We start from the raw sequence: 15,427 nt of genomic DNA, 5'->3' as shown, positions 1-15,427 counted from the left end.
CTAGTTGACGTTGTCGGGATGGGAGCCGGTGCGGTGTCCCCGCTCCAGCCCAGCGATCGCTGCCATGTCCCGCTCGGAAAGATCGAAGCCAAAGACATCCATGTTTTCGCGGATGCGTGCTTCGGAGCTCGCCTTGGGAATGGCCACATGGCCAAGCTGCATGTGCCAGCGCAGGATCACCTGGGCAGGGGTCCTGCGGTGTTCCGCCGCGCAGGCCCCGATCACGGGATCGGCGAGCACCTGGCCCCTGCCGAGGGGACTCCAGGCTTCGGTCATGATGCCCAGCTCCTTGTGCTTGCTGCGCAGTTCCTCCTGCTGCAGCCAGGGATGGAGCTCAATCTGGTTGACGGCGGGAACCACCTCGGCCGTCTGCAGCAGCCGGTCAAGGTGTGCGGGCTGGAAGTTGCTGACGCCGATGGCGCGGACCCTGCCTTCCCGGTACAGCGTTTCCAGTGCCCGGTAGGTCTCCGGGTACAGCCCCTGCCGCGGGCAGGGCCAGTGGATGAGGTACATGTCCACGTAGTCCAGCCCCAGGTTGACCATCGAGTCATCGAAAGCCCGGAGCGTGGCGTCGTAGCCGTGATGGTCGTTCCAGACCTTGGTGGTGATGAAGATATCCTCCCTGGAGAGGGCCGGAAAGAGCTCACCTGACCCTCCGCTGCCCGCCTGCGCGCTGAGCTGGGGGCTGATGCCGCGCGCCACGCCCAGCTCGTTGCCGTACATCGCTGCCGTGTCGAAGTGGCGGTAACCCGCCGCGAGGGCCATGGCAACGAGCCCTTCGGCTTCGGCAGCGGGCACCTTGTACAGCCCGAAGCCGAGCTGGTTGATCAGCACGCCGTTGTTCAGGCTGAGCCGGGGTGAGGTTCTCATGGCATCGACTCTACCCACTCGCGGTGGCGAGGCCTTCGAAATCCACCAGCCGCCGCGCGGTTGCTTCATCCAGGATCAGGTCGGTGGCAAGGATTGCTGCCAGGGCTCCCCGCAGGCTGTCGATCTTGGAGGCGCCGGAGACCACGCAGATCCTCCGCCGCACCTGCCGGAGCTGTGAAAGGGCCGGGCCGGTGGAGCGTTCGTTCAGGACAATGCCGTCGGAGGACCCGTCGCCGCGGAAGAAGACCGTGGCAACGTCACCCACCACATCCGAGGTGGCCAGCGCGTGGAGGTCGTCCTCGTCCAGGTAGCCGCCGGAGTAGACGTGGCTCGGGTAATCGGCATCCACCGAGCCGACGCCGAAGATGGCGATGCTCATCTTCGCCTGCAGTGCCAGGATGCGCTGCACGCTGCGTTCATTCCACATGGCGGTCTTGGTGGCGGCATGGTCGAAAAAAGCGGGCACCGGGAACTGCTCCACGCGGGCTCCGTACGCACTGCCGAAGCGGCGCATGATGTCGCTGGCGTAGGTAATGCCGGTGGTGTGCATGTTGCCCGCACCGTTCAGCTGGACGATGACGCTGTCATGGGTGATCTTCCTTGTCAGGTGCCGGCTGACGGCACTGATGGTCGATCCCCAGGCCACCCCGATGATGGTGTTCGAGTCCACCAGCGGCCCGATGGTCCGGGCTGCCTGGATGGCCACCCGGTCCAGGGTTTCGGCCTCGTTGAGCGTCTCGAGGACGGGGACCACGTGCACGTCCACGCTGTAGCGCTGCCGGATCATGCCCTCCAGTTCGGGCCCGGTGTCCAGGGGGTTGCGGATCTGGACCTGGACCAGGCCGGATTCGCGGGCAGCGGAAAGAAGCCGGGAAACGGTGGACCGGGAGGTCCGGAGTTCCCGTGCGATGGCATCCATGGTGAGATCCTGCAGATAGTACATCTGTGCAGCGCGGAGGGCATCCGCGTGCCGGGAGGGGTTCATCGGCATTCCGTTCTGCACGTTTGTGCATTGAGCTTGACTCCATTTTCCATCACTTCAACCATGGTTTGGGAACGGCGGCGAAAGCGCCGCGCATCGGGAGAAATCACCAGGAGTAGTTGTGGGAGCCACAGAGCCAACCGTCCATCCATCCGCGCCCCGGCAGTCCGCCGAAGCGCCGAAGCCGGGGTCGGTGCGAAGCCCGGTGGGCAACCTGAAGCGGCGTCCGCATGCCAAAGTGCTGGTGGTGGGCGGCGGCATCAACGGTGTGGGCACGTTCCGCGACCTTGCCCTGCAGGGTGTCGACGTCGCACTCGTGGAACGCGGCGACTACTGCCAGGGTGCAAGCGGTGCGTCATCGCACATGATCCACGGCGGCATCCGCTACCTGGAAAACGGCGAGTTCCGGCTGGTCCGGGAGTCGGTGGTGGAGCGCAACAGGCTGCTCCGGATCGCGCCGCACTACGTCAAGCCGCTGCAGACCACCATTCCAATCTTCAGCACCTTCTCCGGCGTACTGGCCGCGCCCCTGCGCTTCCTCACGCACAAGCAGCAGGGCAAACCGAAGGAGCGCGGCGCGTTCCTGATCAAGCTCGGCCTGAGCCTGTACGACTCCTTTTCCCGGGCCGGCGGTACAGTGCCCCGGCACCGGTTCCTTGACCACAAGCGGGCATTGGCGGAGCTGCCTGCGCTGCGGCCCGACGTCAAATACACGGCCACCTACTTCGATGCCTCCGTGCACAACCCCGAGCGGCTTACCCTCGACGTGCTGCAGGACGGCGAACTGGCCGGCCGGACGGGCGCCGCCCCGGGGCAGGGAGACACTGCCCGTGCCAGCAATTACGTGTCACTGCAGTCCATGACGTCCCGGCCCAACCCTGGAACCGGGCGGGGAAGCACTGTCCGGCTCCGGGACGAACTGACGGGGGAGGAATTCGACTTCACCGCCGACGTCATCGTCAATACCACCGGCGCCTGGGTTGACCTCACCAACCAGGCGATGGGCTCCTCCTCGTCCTTCATGGGCGGCACCAAGGGCTCGCACATCGTGCTGGACAATCCCGCCCTGCTTGAGGCCTGCCGGGGCCGGGAGATCTTCTTCGAGCACACGGATGGCCGGATCGTCCTGATCTACCCGATGGGTGACCGCGTGCTGGTGGGCACCACCGACGTGGATGCCGACATGGCCCAGGACGCCGTCTGCACCGACGAGGAAATCTCGTACTTCTTCGACCTCATCGGGCATGTGTTCCCCGCGGTCCCGGTGACCCGCGAACAGATCGTCTACACCTTTTCGGGCGTACGTCCCCTGCCCCGGCATGACGCCACCCAGCCGGGCTTCGTCTCCCGCGACTACCGCATCGAGCGCCGCGGTCCGGCAGCTGGCGGGACGGGCGCCATCGTCCTGAGCCTGGTTGGCGGCAAATGGACCACCTTCCGTGCCCTCGCCGAGCACCTGGCCGACGACGTCCTGGCCGTGCTGGGCAAGGAGCGCCAGGTGAGCACCGCACAGCTGCCCATCGGCGGCGGCGCCGGTTTCCCCGCCGACGAGGCAGGCGTCCAGCAGTGGATCAAGGCGCATATGGCCCCCGGCCGGGACGCGGACCGCACCGCCGGGCTCCTGACGCGCTACGGCACCCGTGCGGAGGCGGTCATGGAATACCTCGACGCCGGCGAGGACCGGCCGCTGCACTCCACCCGCGAGCTGAGCGTGCGTGAACTCGAGTTCATGGCAGCCAACGAGCAGGTGGGCCACCTGGTGGACGTCCTCATCCGGCGGACCTCCCTGGCCTTCCGCGGGCTCGTCACGGGGGAACTGCTCAATGAGGTGGCAGAAGTGCTGGCTGTTCCGCTTGGATGGGATGCAGCAGCCCGGAAAGCGGAGATCCTCCACGCCCAGGACGTGCTGAAGCGCTTCCACCGGGTGGAAACGCCCAGCCTGGTGGCGTAGCGGTACCCCGCCGCCATCCACCGCCACCAAACCGACAAGGACGTCATCCATGAACCAGTACATTCTCGCCATCGACCAGGGCACCACCAGCACCCGCGCCATCATCTTCGACCACTCCGGCGGCATTGTCTCCTCGGGGCAGATGGAGCACGCGCAGATCTTCCCGCAGGCAGGCTGGGTGGAACATGACCCAGCGGAAATCTGGAACAACACCCGCGAAGTCATTGCCTCCGCCCTGTCCAAGGCGAACCTGACGCGGCACGACATTGCCGCCGTCGGAATCACCAACCAGCGCGAAACCGCCGTCGTGTGGGACAAAACCACCGGTGAGGCGGTGTACAACGCGATCGTGTGGCAGGACACCCGGACGCAGGACATCGTGGACGAACTGTCGCGGGACGGCGGAAGTGACCGCTTCAAGCAGAAGGTCGGACTGCCGCTGGCCACCTACTTCTCGGGCACCAAGATCAAGTGGATCCTGGACAACGTCGCGGGGGCCCGGGAACGTGCCGAAGCGGGCGACCTGCTGTTCGGCAACACTGACGCGTGGGTGCTGTGGAACCTGACGGGCGGCGTGGACGGTGGCGTCCACGCCACGGACGTCACCAACGCGTCCCGTACGCTGTTCATGGACCTGGAGACCCTGCAGTGGGACGAGGACATCCTGAAGGTCTTCGGCGTGCCGCGCAGCATGATGCCGGCCATCAGGTCGTCCTCGGAGGTGTACGGCCACGTCCACACCTCCCAGCTGCTCCGGGAAACGCCGGTGGCCGGAATCCTCGGCGACCAGCAGGCGGCCACGTTCGGGCAGGCGGCCTTCGAAACCGGCGGGGCCAAGAACACGTACGGGACGGGCTGCTTCCTGATCTTCAATACCGGCGGGGAGATTGTCCACTCCAGGAACGGACTCCTCACCACGGTCGGCTACAAACTGGGGGACGCCGCCCCGCACTACGCCCTCGAAGGATCCATCGCCGTCGCGGGCTCACTCATCCAGTGGCTGCGGGACAACCTGGGCATGATCAGCAGCGCGCCAGAGGTGGAAACCCTGGCGGCGTCCGTCAAGGACAACGGCGGCGTCTACATCGTTCCGGCGTTCTCGGGCCTGTTCGCCCCGCACTGGCGCCCGGATGCCCGCGGCGCCATCGTCGGCCTCACCCGTTTTGTCAACAAGAACCACATAGCCCGTGCCGCGCTGGAAGCCACCGCCTTCCAGACCCGCGAGGTGCTGGACGCCGTCAACGCCGACTCCGGCGTGCCCCTCAGCGAGCTTAAGGTCGACGGCGGGATGGTGGCCAACGACGCACTGATGCAGTTCCAGGCGGACATCCTGGGTGTCCCCGTCATCCGTCCCAGGGTCATCGAGACCACAGCGCTTGGGGCGGCCTACGCGGCCGGGCTGGCGGTCGGGTTCTGGAAGGACCTGGGCGAGCTGTCAGCCAACTGGTCGGAGGACAAACGGTGGGAGCCGCAGCTCGACGCGGCCGAGCGGGACCGGCAGATGCGCCTCTGGCGGAAAGCCGTCACCAAGTCCATGGACTGGGTGGACGGGGATGTGAAGTAGCCCTTCGGAGCCAGGGCCGGCCCCGGACTCAGACTGTGCCGGTTTCCACGATCCCTTTACTGCCATCCACTGTGACCCATTGGCCGGTGTGCAGGACCCTCGTGGCGTTGCCGGTGCCCACCACGGCCGGAATCCCGTATTCCCGCGCCACCAGGGAGGCATGCGCGGCGAGGTTACCCGTATCCGTGACGACGGCGGCGGCGCTGGCGAAGAGCGGGGTCCAGGCAGGTGCCGTCGCCCTGGCCACGAGGACTTCGCCCGGCCGGAAGCCCGCGAAGTCGGCCGGACCGCCGACCAGCCGGACCTGCCCGCGGGCGCGGCCGGGGCTTGCCGGGTGCCCGCTGAGTGCCCCTGCGGGAAGGGCGCGTTCTGAACGGGCCTTGTTGGCTATCCGGTCAAAGGAGTTGCCCAGCAGGGGCAGAGTGCCCAGGGTGAGCGGCGCGTCGAGTTTCCGCTGCCGCAGCCAATCATCCCGGCGCCGGGACACCTCAGCGTGCCGGGGTGGTCCGTTGGTTCGGAGCTCCCGCCGGGTAAGGAAGTAGACGTCCTCCGGATCGCTGATGGTTCCGGCCTGCTGCAGGATTGTTCCAATTCGCGCAGCGCACCGGCGCAGCAGCGGCCAGCCCAGCGTGAAGTCGCGGGCCTGTTCCTCCCGCAACAGCGCGTAGTGCTGGGCAACGGCCAGGAGGGTGTCGAAGCGGCGCAGCCGGCGGGTTCCGCGCAGGGTCCGACGGCAGGCAGCCTCGGCCGCCCGGCGCCGGTCCGCGGCATTGGAGGGAGCATGGCGCCTGGCGTCGGCCGGTGCCGGTGACACTGCCGGCTCCTCGCCCGCTGTCCTGTGGTACCAGTCAAGGCTGTACACGGCATGGGGCACCTGGGGCGGGGCGGACGGGAGCAGCCCGCCGAGCAGTACCTGGTAGCCCTCAGCCCCGGAAGCCACAGCGGCCGCCAGGTGCCGCCGCCAGAAGCGGGCAAGGGCCATCTCCATCTTCCAGGCGGCACCGCCGGTGACCGAGAAGTACCAAAGGTAGGCTCCTGCCGCGCCCACCACGTCCTCCACCTGGCCGATGATGTCCGGAAGGCCGGCCGCATCGCCGCCCGCCGGCTGTCCCTCCGCCAGGCGGCGGTAGGCCGGGAGGCACTCCGTCCGCCATTCGTCCTCCAGGCTCCGCAGGACAGCGCGGTCGGCACCGCGCGGGTCCAGCATGGGACGGACCACGCAGTTGAAGATGTAGCGCAGCGACCCGCCAAACAGCAGGTGGGGGAGCGCCCTCGGCGTCGGCGGAGCCACGTAGTACCAGCCGTTGACCGCGGCGTGTTCCATCGGCACCTGGACGCCGGTGGAGTGCGCCACAGCCCGGTTGTAGGCGGAGTCCAGGGTTGGCACCAGCCAGTCCATGAAGAGCGGGGTGACCGGTTCGGGCAGCCATTCGCCCAGCCGGAAGTTGCAGATCCACACGCCCTTCCCCGGCCGCTGCCAGGCCACCGGTTCAGGGACGGCGGTCATTGGCCGCGCCTGCACAAGCTGGACCTGGCCGGACCTGTCCAGCGCCCATTCGACATCCTGGGGAGCACCGAAATGCCCGGCGACCCGCTGGGCCGCGGCCGCCACCGCCGTCGCGACTTCCGCCGTCAGGAGGTCCCCGCCGCGGGTGCACGTGGCGCTGCCGTTCCGGACTGTCCATTCTTCTCCGCCCTCGGAGCCGGAGACGAGCCCTTCAGCGAGCCCCGGCACAGCGGAAATAACAGTTTCGTCCCGGGCCCCGGTCAGCGGGTTGGCGGAGAATGCGACACCCGCCGCCGTGGGCTCCACCATCTGCTGGACCAGCACGGCCATGGCTCCGCTGCCGGCCTGGCCGAGGGACTCCTGATAGGCGCGCACCCTGCCGGCCTCCGCCGACTGGAAGCAGCGGGCAACCGCAGCGGCCAGGCCTGCCGGCTCGACGTTGAGGTAGCTTTCGTACATGCCGGCGTAGGACGCACCCGGCAGGTCTTCAGCGGCGGCGGAGGAGCGGACGGCATAGGGGCCGGGGCCCGCAGCGAGGGCAGCGTCCTGCAACAGGCGCAACCAGTCGCCGCGTCCCGAGGCGTCGTCGTAGGCGGCACGGGTGACCACGTATCCGGGCGGAACCCGGAACCCTGCCATCCGCAGCCGGGACAGGGCGGCGGCCTTGCCGCCAACAGCGTCCCGCTGCAGTGCGGCGGCTCCGCCAAGCCGGGGAAAGCGGCCTTCCGCGCCCGCGGCGTTCTCCGCATCATGCATGGCGTCACCTGCCGGATCGGGGCCCGGACGGCCCGGTTCCAGTCTAGTGACGGGCAACCTGCCGGGTACAGCCCCGTTCGTCCCCGCCTCCCGCAGGTGCGCTAAAGTAGTTCCATGCGTGCGATTCTTCTGCTTAGCTAGCCGCCGGGTGTCGGAGACAACGGACAGCTGAGCGGCAGCCCCTCCATGGCGAGGGGCTTTTGTGTGTCCGGGAGGATTTCCCGGGCCGCTGCGGGAGGATCAGGCCGTTATGGCAGCACAAGTGCCGTAACAGAACAGAAGAGGGCAGCAGTGGGCGTTCAGCCGGAGACAGAGACCGGAGCAGCAGTGGCAGCGGAAGCACCCGAGGAGGGCACGTACAGCTTCACGGCCATGGAGGCCAAGTGGCCGCAGGTGTGGGAGGACCTGAAGGTCTTCACCCCTGTCGACGACGGATCACGGGAGCGGCGGTACGTGCTGGACATGTTCCCGTACCCGTCCGGGGACCTGCACATGGGCCACGCCGAAGCGTTCGCGATGGGCGACGTCGTGGCCCGCTACCTCCGCCAGCAGGGCTATGACGTGCTGCATCCGATCGGCTGGGACTCCTTTGGCCTGCCGGCGGAGAACGCCGCGATCAAGCGGAACGCCCACCCCAGCGAGTGGACGTACGCGAACATCGACACCCAGGCCGCGTCCTTCAAGCGTTATGCCATCTCCGCGGACTGGTCCCGCCGGCTGCACACCTCGGATCCCGAGTACTACCGCTGGACCCAGTGGCTCTTCAAGCGCTTCTACGAGCGCGGCCTGGCGTACCGGAAGAATTCGCCGGTCAACTGGTGCCCCAAGGACCAGACCGTCCTGGCCAACGAGCAGGTTGTCAACGGAGCCTGCGAGCGCTGCGGCACCACTGTCACCAAGAAGTCCCTGAACCAGTGGTACTTCAAGATCACCGACTACGCCGACCGGCTGCTCGACGACATGGAACAGCTCCGCGGCCACTGGCCCGAACGGGTGCTGGCCATGCAGAAGAACTGGATCGGCCGGTCCGAGGGTGCCCACGTCAACTTCGTGATCGAGGCCGACGGCGGCAAGCCCGCCAAGGAGGTCACTGTCTTCACCACGCGCCCGGACACCCTGTACGGCGCCACGTTCTTCGTGGTGGCCGCTGATGCACCGCTCGCCGTCGAACTCGTGACGGAGGAACACGCCGCCGCGCTGGACGAGTACCGTGAACAGGTCAAGGCACTGTCGGAGATCGAACGCCAGTCCACGGAACGCGAAAAGACAGGCGTCTTCACCGGCCGGTACGCCATCAACCCGCTGAACGGGGAAAAGCTGCCCGTCTGGGCCGCCGACTACGTCCTGGCCGACTACGGCACCGGCGCCATCATGGCCGTTCCTGCCCACGACCAGCGCGACCTCGACTTCGCCCGTACCTTCGACCTGCCGGTACGCGCGGTTCTGGACACCGGCGAGGAGGACCCGGCCGTGTCCGGCACCGCCACCGCCGGCGAGGGCACCCTGATCAACTCCGGCGAGCTGGACGGGCTGCCCAAGTCTGAGGCCATCCCCGCCGCCATCGCCATCCTGGAGCGTCAGGGCACGGGCGAGAAGTTCGTGAACTTCCGCCTCCGCGACTGGCTGCTGAGCCGGCAGCGGTTCTGGGGTACCCCCATTCCGATCATCCACTGCCCGTCCTGCGGCGAGGTGCCCGTGCCCGACGAGCAGCTGCCCGTCACGCTGCCCGCGGACCTGCGTGGTGAGGACCTGGCCCCGAAGGGCACCTCGCCACTGGCCGCCGCCGAAGCGTGGGTCAATGTCGAGTGCCCGTCCTGCCACGGTCCTGCCAAGCGCGACACCGACACCATGGACACCTTCGTGGACTCGTCCTGGTACTTCCTGCGGTTCGTGTCGCCGCACTACACCGAGGGCCCGTTCGATCCGCAGAAGATCAACGACTGGATGCCGGTGGGGCAGTACGTCGGCGGCGTGGAGCACGCCATCCTGCACCTGCTGTACGCCCGATTCTTCACCAAGGTCATCAACGACCTCGGAATGATAGAGGCCAACGAACCGTTCAGCGCCCTCCTCAACCAGGGCCAGGTGCTTAACGGCGGCAAGGCCATGAGCAAGTCGCTGGGCAACGGTGTGGACCTGGGTGAGCAGCTGGACAAGTACGGCGTGGACGCCGTCCGCCTCACCATGATCTTCGCCTCCCCGCCCGAGGACGACGTGGACTGGGCCGATGTGTCCCCGTCCGGCTCCGCCAAGTTCCTGGCCCGTGCCTGGCGCCTGGCACAGGATGTCGCCAGCGCTCCCGGCACCGACTTCAGTACCGGGGACCGGGCGCTGCGTTCGGTCACGCACCGCACCATCGCGGACGCCGCCGAGCTGCTGGACGCCAACAAGTTCAACGTCGTGGTGGCCAAGCTGATGGAACTGGTCAACGCCACCCGCAAGGCCATCGACTCCGGTGCAGGCGGCGCCGATCCGGCCGTCCGCGAAGCAGCCGAAGCAGTTGCCGTCATCCTCAGCCTGTTTGCGCCCTACACTGCCGAAGACATGTGGAACGTGCTGGGCCACCCCGCATCCGTCGCCAACGCCGGCTGGCCGGTCCACGACCCCGCACTCCTGGTCCAGGCGACGGTCACCGCCGTCGTCCAGGTCCAGGGGAAGGTGCGGGACCGGCTGGAAGTCTCCCCGGATGTTTCCGAGGACGAACTCCGCGAGCTGGCCCTGGCCTCCGAGAACGTCCAGCGCGCGATGGACGGCCGCGGCATCCGCACGGTCATCGTCCGGGCACCTAAACTGGTCAACATCGTCCCGGCCTAGCAGGCCGGACCCGGCCACCGGACAACTCCGGTGGCCGGCCAGTGACACCAGGAGGCCCCTTGCCCGACAGTTCCGCCACCGGCTGGCCCTGGTTCCGGGCCCGCCTGGCAGGTTTCCGCCCCGCGCCCAAGCCCGGAGCCGGCGTCGTCCGCACCGCGGTGGTGACGGACTCGGCTGCGGCCCTGCCGCAGCCGTGGGCGGACGGGCTCAAGGCAGACGGGCTGCTCACCGTGATCCCCATGCCCGTCATGGTGGGAGCGGACATTTACGGCGAGGGTGAAGACGACATCCTGGAAACCATCGCGCTGGCCCTGGCCGCGGGGACGCCGGTCAAGACGTCCCGCCCCTCGCCCGGGCAATTCGAGCAGGCCTTCCGTGCCGCGCTGCGCCGGGGGTACCAGGAGGTCGTCTCCATTCACATCTCCGGTGAGCTCTCCGGCACGGCGGATGCCGCCCGCCTGGCTGCCGCCCGGGTGGGGATCCCGGTGGAAGTGGTTGATTCGCGCACGGTGGGAATGGCGCTGGGCATGGCGGTCCAGGCCGCTGTGGCGGCTGCGGCCGGCGGCGCCGACGCGGTCCGTACTGCCTCCGCCGCGGCGGCCCAGGCCGGGCAGACCAGGGTCTATTTTTACGTCCCGAGCCTCGAGCAGCTCCGGCGCGGCGGCCGGATCGGCCCGGCGGCATCACTGCTGGGCACCATGCTGGCCATCAAACCAATCCTCGCAGTGGAGAACGGCAAGATCGTTCCGCTGGAGAAGGTGCGGTCGGCCGCCAAGGCGGTGGCCCGGCTGGAGGAGCTCGTCGCCGCCGAGGCGCAGGCCCAGCCCGGGCAGGCCGTCCGGCTGGCGGTGCACCATTTCGGAAACCAGGACGAAGCCGAGGGCCTCGCGGCCAGGCTGGCAGCGGCCCTTCCGCAGTGCCCGCCGGCGCAGATCAGTTCACTTCCGGCGGTGCTTGCGGCGCATGCCGGGCTGGGTGTCCTGGCCGTCATCGTGGGCCACGACGCTGCGGGCGGCGCACCCGGGCCCAAGGCGCCGAGCCTGTCCACATAGCACCTCGCGGGCCTGTTGCCAGGTGCCCGGATGTCCCTAGCGTGAAGCCATGTCACGCCGGGATGCTGGAGCAGCGGGTCCTTCGGCGCGCCATGCCAGGTCCCGGCTGCAGGCAAGCCTGGGCGGGCGGAAGGGCCTTCTGGCCGACGGCGGCGGGGAGCAGGATTTCGAATACCGGGGGAGTGAAGAGCCCCTCCCGGACACGGCGGGCGTTGAAGGCGGGCCTGCCGGGCTGGCACCCGTCCTGCGCTGGCGGCTGGGGCTTCGGGCTGCAGTCCTGCTCGGCGTCCTTGCCGTTGCCGCCGGCGCGGTGTTCTGGTGGCAGACCGCGTCCGGCCGCCCGCAGATCCTGCCGCTTGCCGGGATCAGCGCCGGCCAGGCGGCGGAGAGCGGACCCCGGGACGGAGACGGCGGCGACGCCGGGGCGGACGGGGACGGCCTGCCCGGGGTGACTGAACCTCCGGGAAATTCCGCGGGCCCAGTGGTGGTCCATGTTGCCGGTGCGGTGGCCGCGCCCGGCGTGGTGACCCTGCCGGCGGGGAGCCGCGTCCATGACGCCATCGGCGCCGCGGGCGGCGGCACGTCCGACGCCGATCTCAACCGCCTCAACCTGGCACTGGTTGTCGAGGACGGACAAAAAATCCACGTTCCCCGGCAGGGCGAAGCCACGCCCCCGATATCGGAGTCCGCAGGGGCGCCCGGTGCCGCGGGCGGCGCAGGTGGCGCACCGGGATCCGGCGGTGCGAAGGTCAACCTCAACACCGCCGTGGCGGCGGAGCTTGACACCCTGCCCAAGGTGGGGCCGGTGCTGGCCCAGCGGATTGTGGACTGGCGCGCAGACCACGGTCCCTTCAGGAGCGTGGAGGAGCTGGACGCGGTGGACGGTGTGGGCCCCAAGATGCTGGAAGCATTGCTGCCACTGGTGACGGTGTGACGTGCCGCGGCTGGTGAACGGGCATCCCGGTGCCTAGCGACGGAGGACGCGGCAGCCGGTGGAGCCGGTTCGTGGAGGCTGCCGTCAGTGGCGGCCCCGGTAGTGGCGCCAGCGGGGCGAACGGGAACGACAGCGGGAACCCGCCCGTCTCCGGCAAATACTCCGGGCGCATGGACGCAATCCGGGACAGGCTTGCCCTGCCCGGGCGGAGGGGCGGCGCTGCACCACGCGATAGTGCCGGCAGCGACGGCGGGACCGGGCCTCCGCGCCGTCGTACCGATCTTCGCCTTGCCCTTCCGGCTGCCATGGTCTGGGGAGCCTCCCTTGCCGGGTTATGGTTGACGCCCGCGGCCCTGGCCGTGCTCTGCCTGGGCCTGGCTGCCCTCGGCGCGCTGCTGCTGGCGCGTCTCCGCGGCCGGACACCCGCCGTCCGTCCGCAGGGCCGGCGCAGCTTCCGGGCCACCTCTGCCATTGCCCTCCTGCTCGCCGCCGCCGCTGCAGCCCATTCTTCCGTTGCCGCCAGCCAGCGTTTTGACGGCCCGCTCGCCGAAGCCATCGCGGGCGGCAAGACTGCGGTTGCCCTGGTGGAGGTGGCCGGTGCGCCGCGCCCGCTCGGCAGGCCAGGGCTGGCTGGTCCGCCTGAACGCTGGTCCGTGCCTGTCCTGACCCGGGAAGTCGCCACCGGAGGCGTGGTGCTGCGCACCCGGGCGCAGCTGGTGGTCATGGGTGGTGGGGCCTGGGGGACCCTGGTCCCGGGACAGGCGGTGCGGGCCACCGGGAAACTGCGTCCGGCCGATCCCGGACGGTATGAGGCCGGAACGCTGGCCGCCTCTTCCGCGCCGGGCCCGGCCGACGGCGGCTCCGGGCTGGAGAGCGCGGCGAAGGACCTGCGGAGCCGCTTTGTCAGCGCCGCCGCTTTCCTGGCCCCCGATGCCGCAGGCCTCCTCCCGGGCATGGTCACCGGGGACACCAGCGCCCTGGACGAAGGGCTGGAGAACGCCATGAAAGCTGTTGGCATGACCCACCTCACTGCTGTCTCCGGCGCCAACTGCAGCCTTGTCCTGGGCGCGCTGCTGCTTGCCTGCCGGCGGATGCGGATGCCACGTGCACCCGCGGCCGCGGCGGCCCTGGCCGGGCTGGGACTGTTCGTGGTGCTCGTCGGCCCGGATGCCAGCGTCCTGCGGGCGGCCGTGATGGGAGCAGTGGCAGTGGCTGCCCTCGCCGGTGGCCGTCGGGGACGCGGACTGAGTTTCCTCTGCCTGGCGGTGATGGGGCTCCTGCTCGTCGACCCGGGGCTGGGCGGGAGCTTCGGGTTCCTGCTTTCGGTCCTGGCGACGCTGGGAATCATCGTTCTGGGCAGACGGATCATTGACTGGACTCCCGCTCCCATTCCCCGGTGGGCGGCCGCAGCCGTGGCGGTTCCGCTGTCGGCGCAGCTGCTGTGCGGGCCCGTCATTGTCCTGCTGCAGCCCCAGTTTTCGACCTACTCACTCCTGGCGAACGTGGCCGCGTCACCCCTGGTGGCGCCGGTGACCCTGCTGGGAACCGCAGCGGTTCCCCTCATTGTCCTGGTCCCCTGGCCAGCCACGTTCCTCATCGCCGTGTCTGGAACGTTCAGTGCCGGCGTCGCAGGCATCGCCCGGTTCAGCTCTCAGCTTCCGGGGGCTTCGCTTCCCTGGCCGGAAGGCCTGCCCGGGCTGCTGTCCATGCTCCTGCTCTCGGCCCTCACCTTCTCTCTAACATGGGCTGCGGCACGTCCGCGGGCAGTTGTGTGCCTTGTCCGCGCGGCACACCGGATCACGGTCTCTCTTCTTGCGCTGCCGGAGCGCAGGCGCGCAGCCTGGGATCGCCGGCATGGCTTTGACCACGGTGCAGGACATGGCAGGCTGGGATACTCCACAAAATATTCCGGAAGGGATCCCCGATGGCCGCTGCGCAAAAACGAGCAACCCGTCCGGCGGCGTCGAACGCTGCCGCCTGGCGCGAGGCAGCCCCGGCGCCCGTTGTCCTGATCACCGGCCCCGAGGAGTACCTGGGCATCCGGGCCATGGACAACATCCGATCCCAGGTCCGCGCCACGTCGCCCGATGTGGAGGTCAGCCGGGTCGACGCCGCCGCCTACGAGGCCGGAAGCCTTTTGATGCTGGTCAGCCCGTCGCTGTTCGGGGAGAGCAAACTGATTGAGGTCGAAGGCCTCGAATCCATGAATGAGGCTTTCCTGGCCGACGCCCTGGCCTACCTGGGCCATCTGGAACCGGACGCCGTCCTGGTCCTGCGGCATGGCGGGGGAGCGCGCGGCAAGAAGCTCCTTGACGCCATCAAAAAAGGCGGCTGGCCCGTGGTGGACTGCCAGCCGCTCAAGAAGGACGCCGACAAGATGGCCTTCGTGTCCGCGGAGTTCAAGGCGGCCGGCCGGCGGATCGAGCAGGACGCGGTCCTTGCCCTGGTCAACGCGGTTGGCGCCAACCTTTCTGAACTGGCCGCTGCCTGCAGCCAGCTGATTTCCGATGCGGGAACCACCGTGACGTCGGAGCTGGTCGACCGGTACTACGGCGGCAGGATCGAGGCGACGGCGTTCAAGGTGGCCGACGCTGCAATGGCCGGAAACGGGCCCCTGGCGCTGTCGACGCTCCGGCACGCCCTTGCCACGGGGGCCGATCCGGTTCCCCTGGTGGCGGCCCTGGCAGCCAAACTGCGCACGGTGGCCCGGGTGGCCGGTGCCTCGGGCTCTGCTGCACAGATCGCCGCCGAACTGGGCATGCAGCCGTGGCTGGTGGAGCAGGCGCAGCGTGACGTCCGGCGGTGGACTCCGGAGGGGCTGGTCCGGTCCATCCAGGCCACGGCGGAGGCGGACGCGCAGGTCAAGGGGCTCTCGCGTGACCCTGTGTTCGCCGTCGAGAATGCGGTCCGGATCATCGCAATGTCAGTCCAGGGCCGCTGACCCCACCCGCACTTCCGCTTAAAGGCGCGTGGCCGGTACCCGAGGGTACCGGCCAC

At 69.0% G+C, this 15,427-nt stretch carries 10 protein-coding genes; 7 read left to right on the top strand and 3 right to left on the bottom strand.

All coding sequences use genetic code 11. The features are described from left to right. Both ACJJV6_RS17890 and ACJJV6_RS17885 read right to left on the bottom strand, forming a co-directional pair. Window positions 1-870 (bottom strand): aldo/keto reductase, encoded by an 870-nt coding sequence (locus ACJJV6_RS17890; RefSeq protein WP_354175966.1) that lies wholly within the window; start codon window positions 868-870, stop codon window positions 1-3. A 10-nt stretch (window positions 871-880) separates the two neighbouring features. After that, on the bottom strand, window positions 881-1,855 hold the full coding sequence (locus ACJJV6_RS17885) for a sugar-binding transcriptional regulator (RefSeq protein WP_407709487.1): 975 nt from the start codon (window positions 1,853-1,855) through the stop codon (window positions 881-883). Between the two features lie 118 nt (window positions 1,856-1,973). On the opposite strand from ACJJV6_RS17885, the gene ACJJV6_RS17880 reads away from it, so the two are divergent. Both ACJJV6_RS17880 and glpK read left to right on the top strand, forming a co-directional pair. Further along, window positions 1,974-3,803, top strand: a complete 1,830-nt coding sequence (locus ACJJV6_RS17880; protein WP_407709486.1) for a glycerol-3-phosphate dehydrogenase/oxidase — start codon at window positions 1,974-1,976, stop codon at window positions 3,801-3,803. A gap of 49 nt (window positions 3,804-3,852) precedes the next feature. Beyond that, window positions 3,853-5,367, top strand: coding sequence for a glycerol kinase GlpK (glpK, locus tag ACJJV6_RS17875; RefSeq protein WP_407709485.1), 1,515 nt, complete (start codon window positions 3,853-3,855; stop codon window positions 5,365-5,367). Between the two features lie 28 nt (window positions 5,368-5,395). Here glpK and ACJJV6_RS17870 read toward each other — a convergent pair whose 3' ends face one another. Then, window positions 5,396-7,630, bottom strand: coding sequence for a PEP/pyruvate-binding domain-containing protein (locus tag ACJJV6_RS17870; RefSeq protein WP_407709484.1), 2,235 nt, complete (start codon window positions 7,628-7,630; stop codon window positions 5,396-5,398). 291 nt (window positions 7,631-7,921) lie between these two features. Here ACJJV6_RS17870 and leuS point away from each other — a divergent pair, with 291 nt between their 5' ends. The 5 genes from leuS to holA all read left to right on the top strand — a co-directional run bounded on the left by leuS (window position 7,922) and on the right by holA (window position 15,371). Next, window positions 7,922-10,444 carry a leucine--tRNA ligase gene (gene leuS / locus ACJJV6_RS17865; protein ID WP_009358812.1) on the top strand — a complete coding sequence of 841 codons (2,523 nt, stop codon included), beginning with the start codon at window positions 7,922-7,924 and terminating at the stop codon, window positions 10,442-10,444. A gap of 59 nt (window positions 10,445-10,503) precedes the next feature. Next, window positions 10,504-11,496, top strand: a complete 993-nt coding sequence (locus ACJJV6_RS17860; protein ID WP_009358811.1) for a DegV family protein — start codon at window positions 10,504-10,506, stop codon at window positions 11,494-11,496. A 49-nt stretch (window positions 11,497-11,545) separates the two neighbouring features. Beyond that, window positions 11,546-12,430 carry a helix-hairpin-helix domain-containing protein gene (locus tag ACJJV6_RS17855; protein ID WP_009358810.1) on the top strand — a complete coding sequence of 295 codons (885 nt, stop codon included), beginning with the start codon at window positions 11,546-11,548 and terminating at the stop codon, window positions 12,428-12,430. A gap of 170 nt (window positions 12,431-12,600) precedes the next feature. Then, the gene (locus ACJJV6_RS17850; RefSeq protein ID WP_407709483.1) at window positions 12,601-14,442 is read left to right on the top strand and encodes a ComEC/Rec2 family competence protein; all 1,842 of its coding nucleotides are present in this window, start codon (window positions 12,601-12,603) and stop codon (window positions 14,440-14,442) included. Continuing rightward, the gene (gene holA / locus ACJJV6_RS17845) at window positions 14,355-15,371 is read left to right on the top strand and encodes a DNA polymerase III subunit delta (RefSeq protein WP_035753355.1); all 1,017 of its coding nucleotides are present in this window, start codon (window positions 14,355-14,357) and stop codon (window positions 15,369-15,371) included. Before ACJJV6_RS17850 ends, holA begins: the two co-directional genes overlap by 88 nt. The last annotated feature ends 56 nt before the right edge of the window (window positions 15,372-15,427 follow it).

This window comes from Arthrobacter nitrophenolicus, from assembly GCF_045833485.1.
Lineage (GTDB): Bacteria > Actinomycetota > Actinomycetes > Actinomycetales > Micrococcaceae > Arthrobacter > Arthrobacter nitrophenolicus.
Note: the sequence above shows the minus strand (reverse complement) of the source record. Positions and strands in the feature narration are given on the sequence as shown.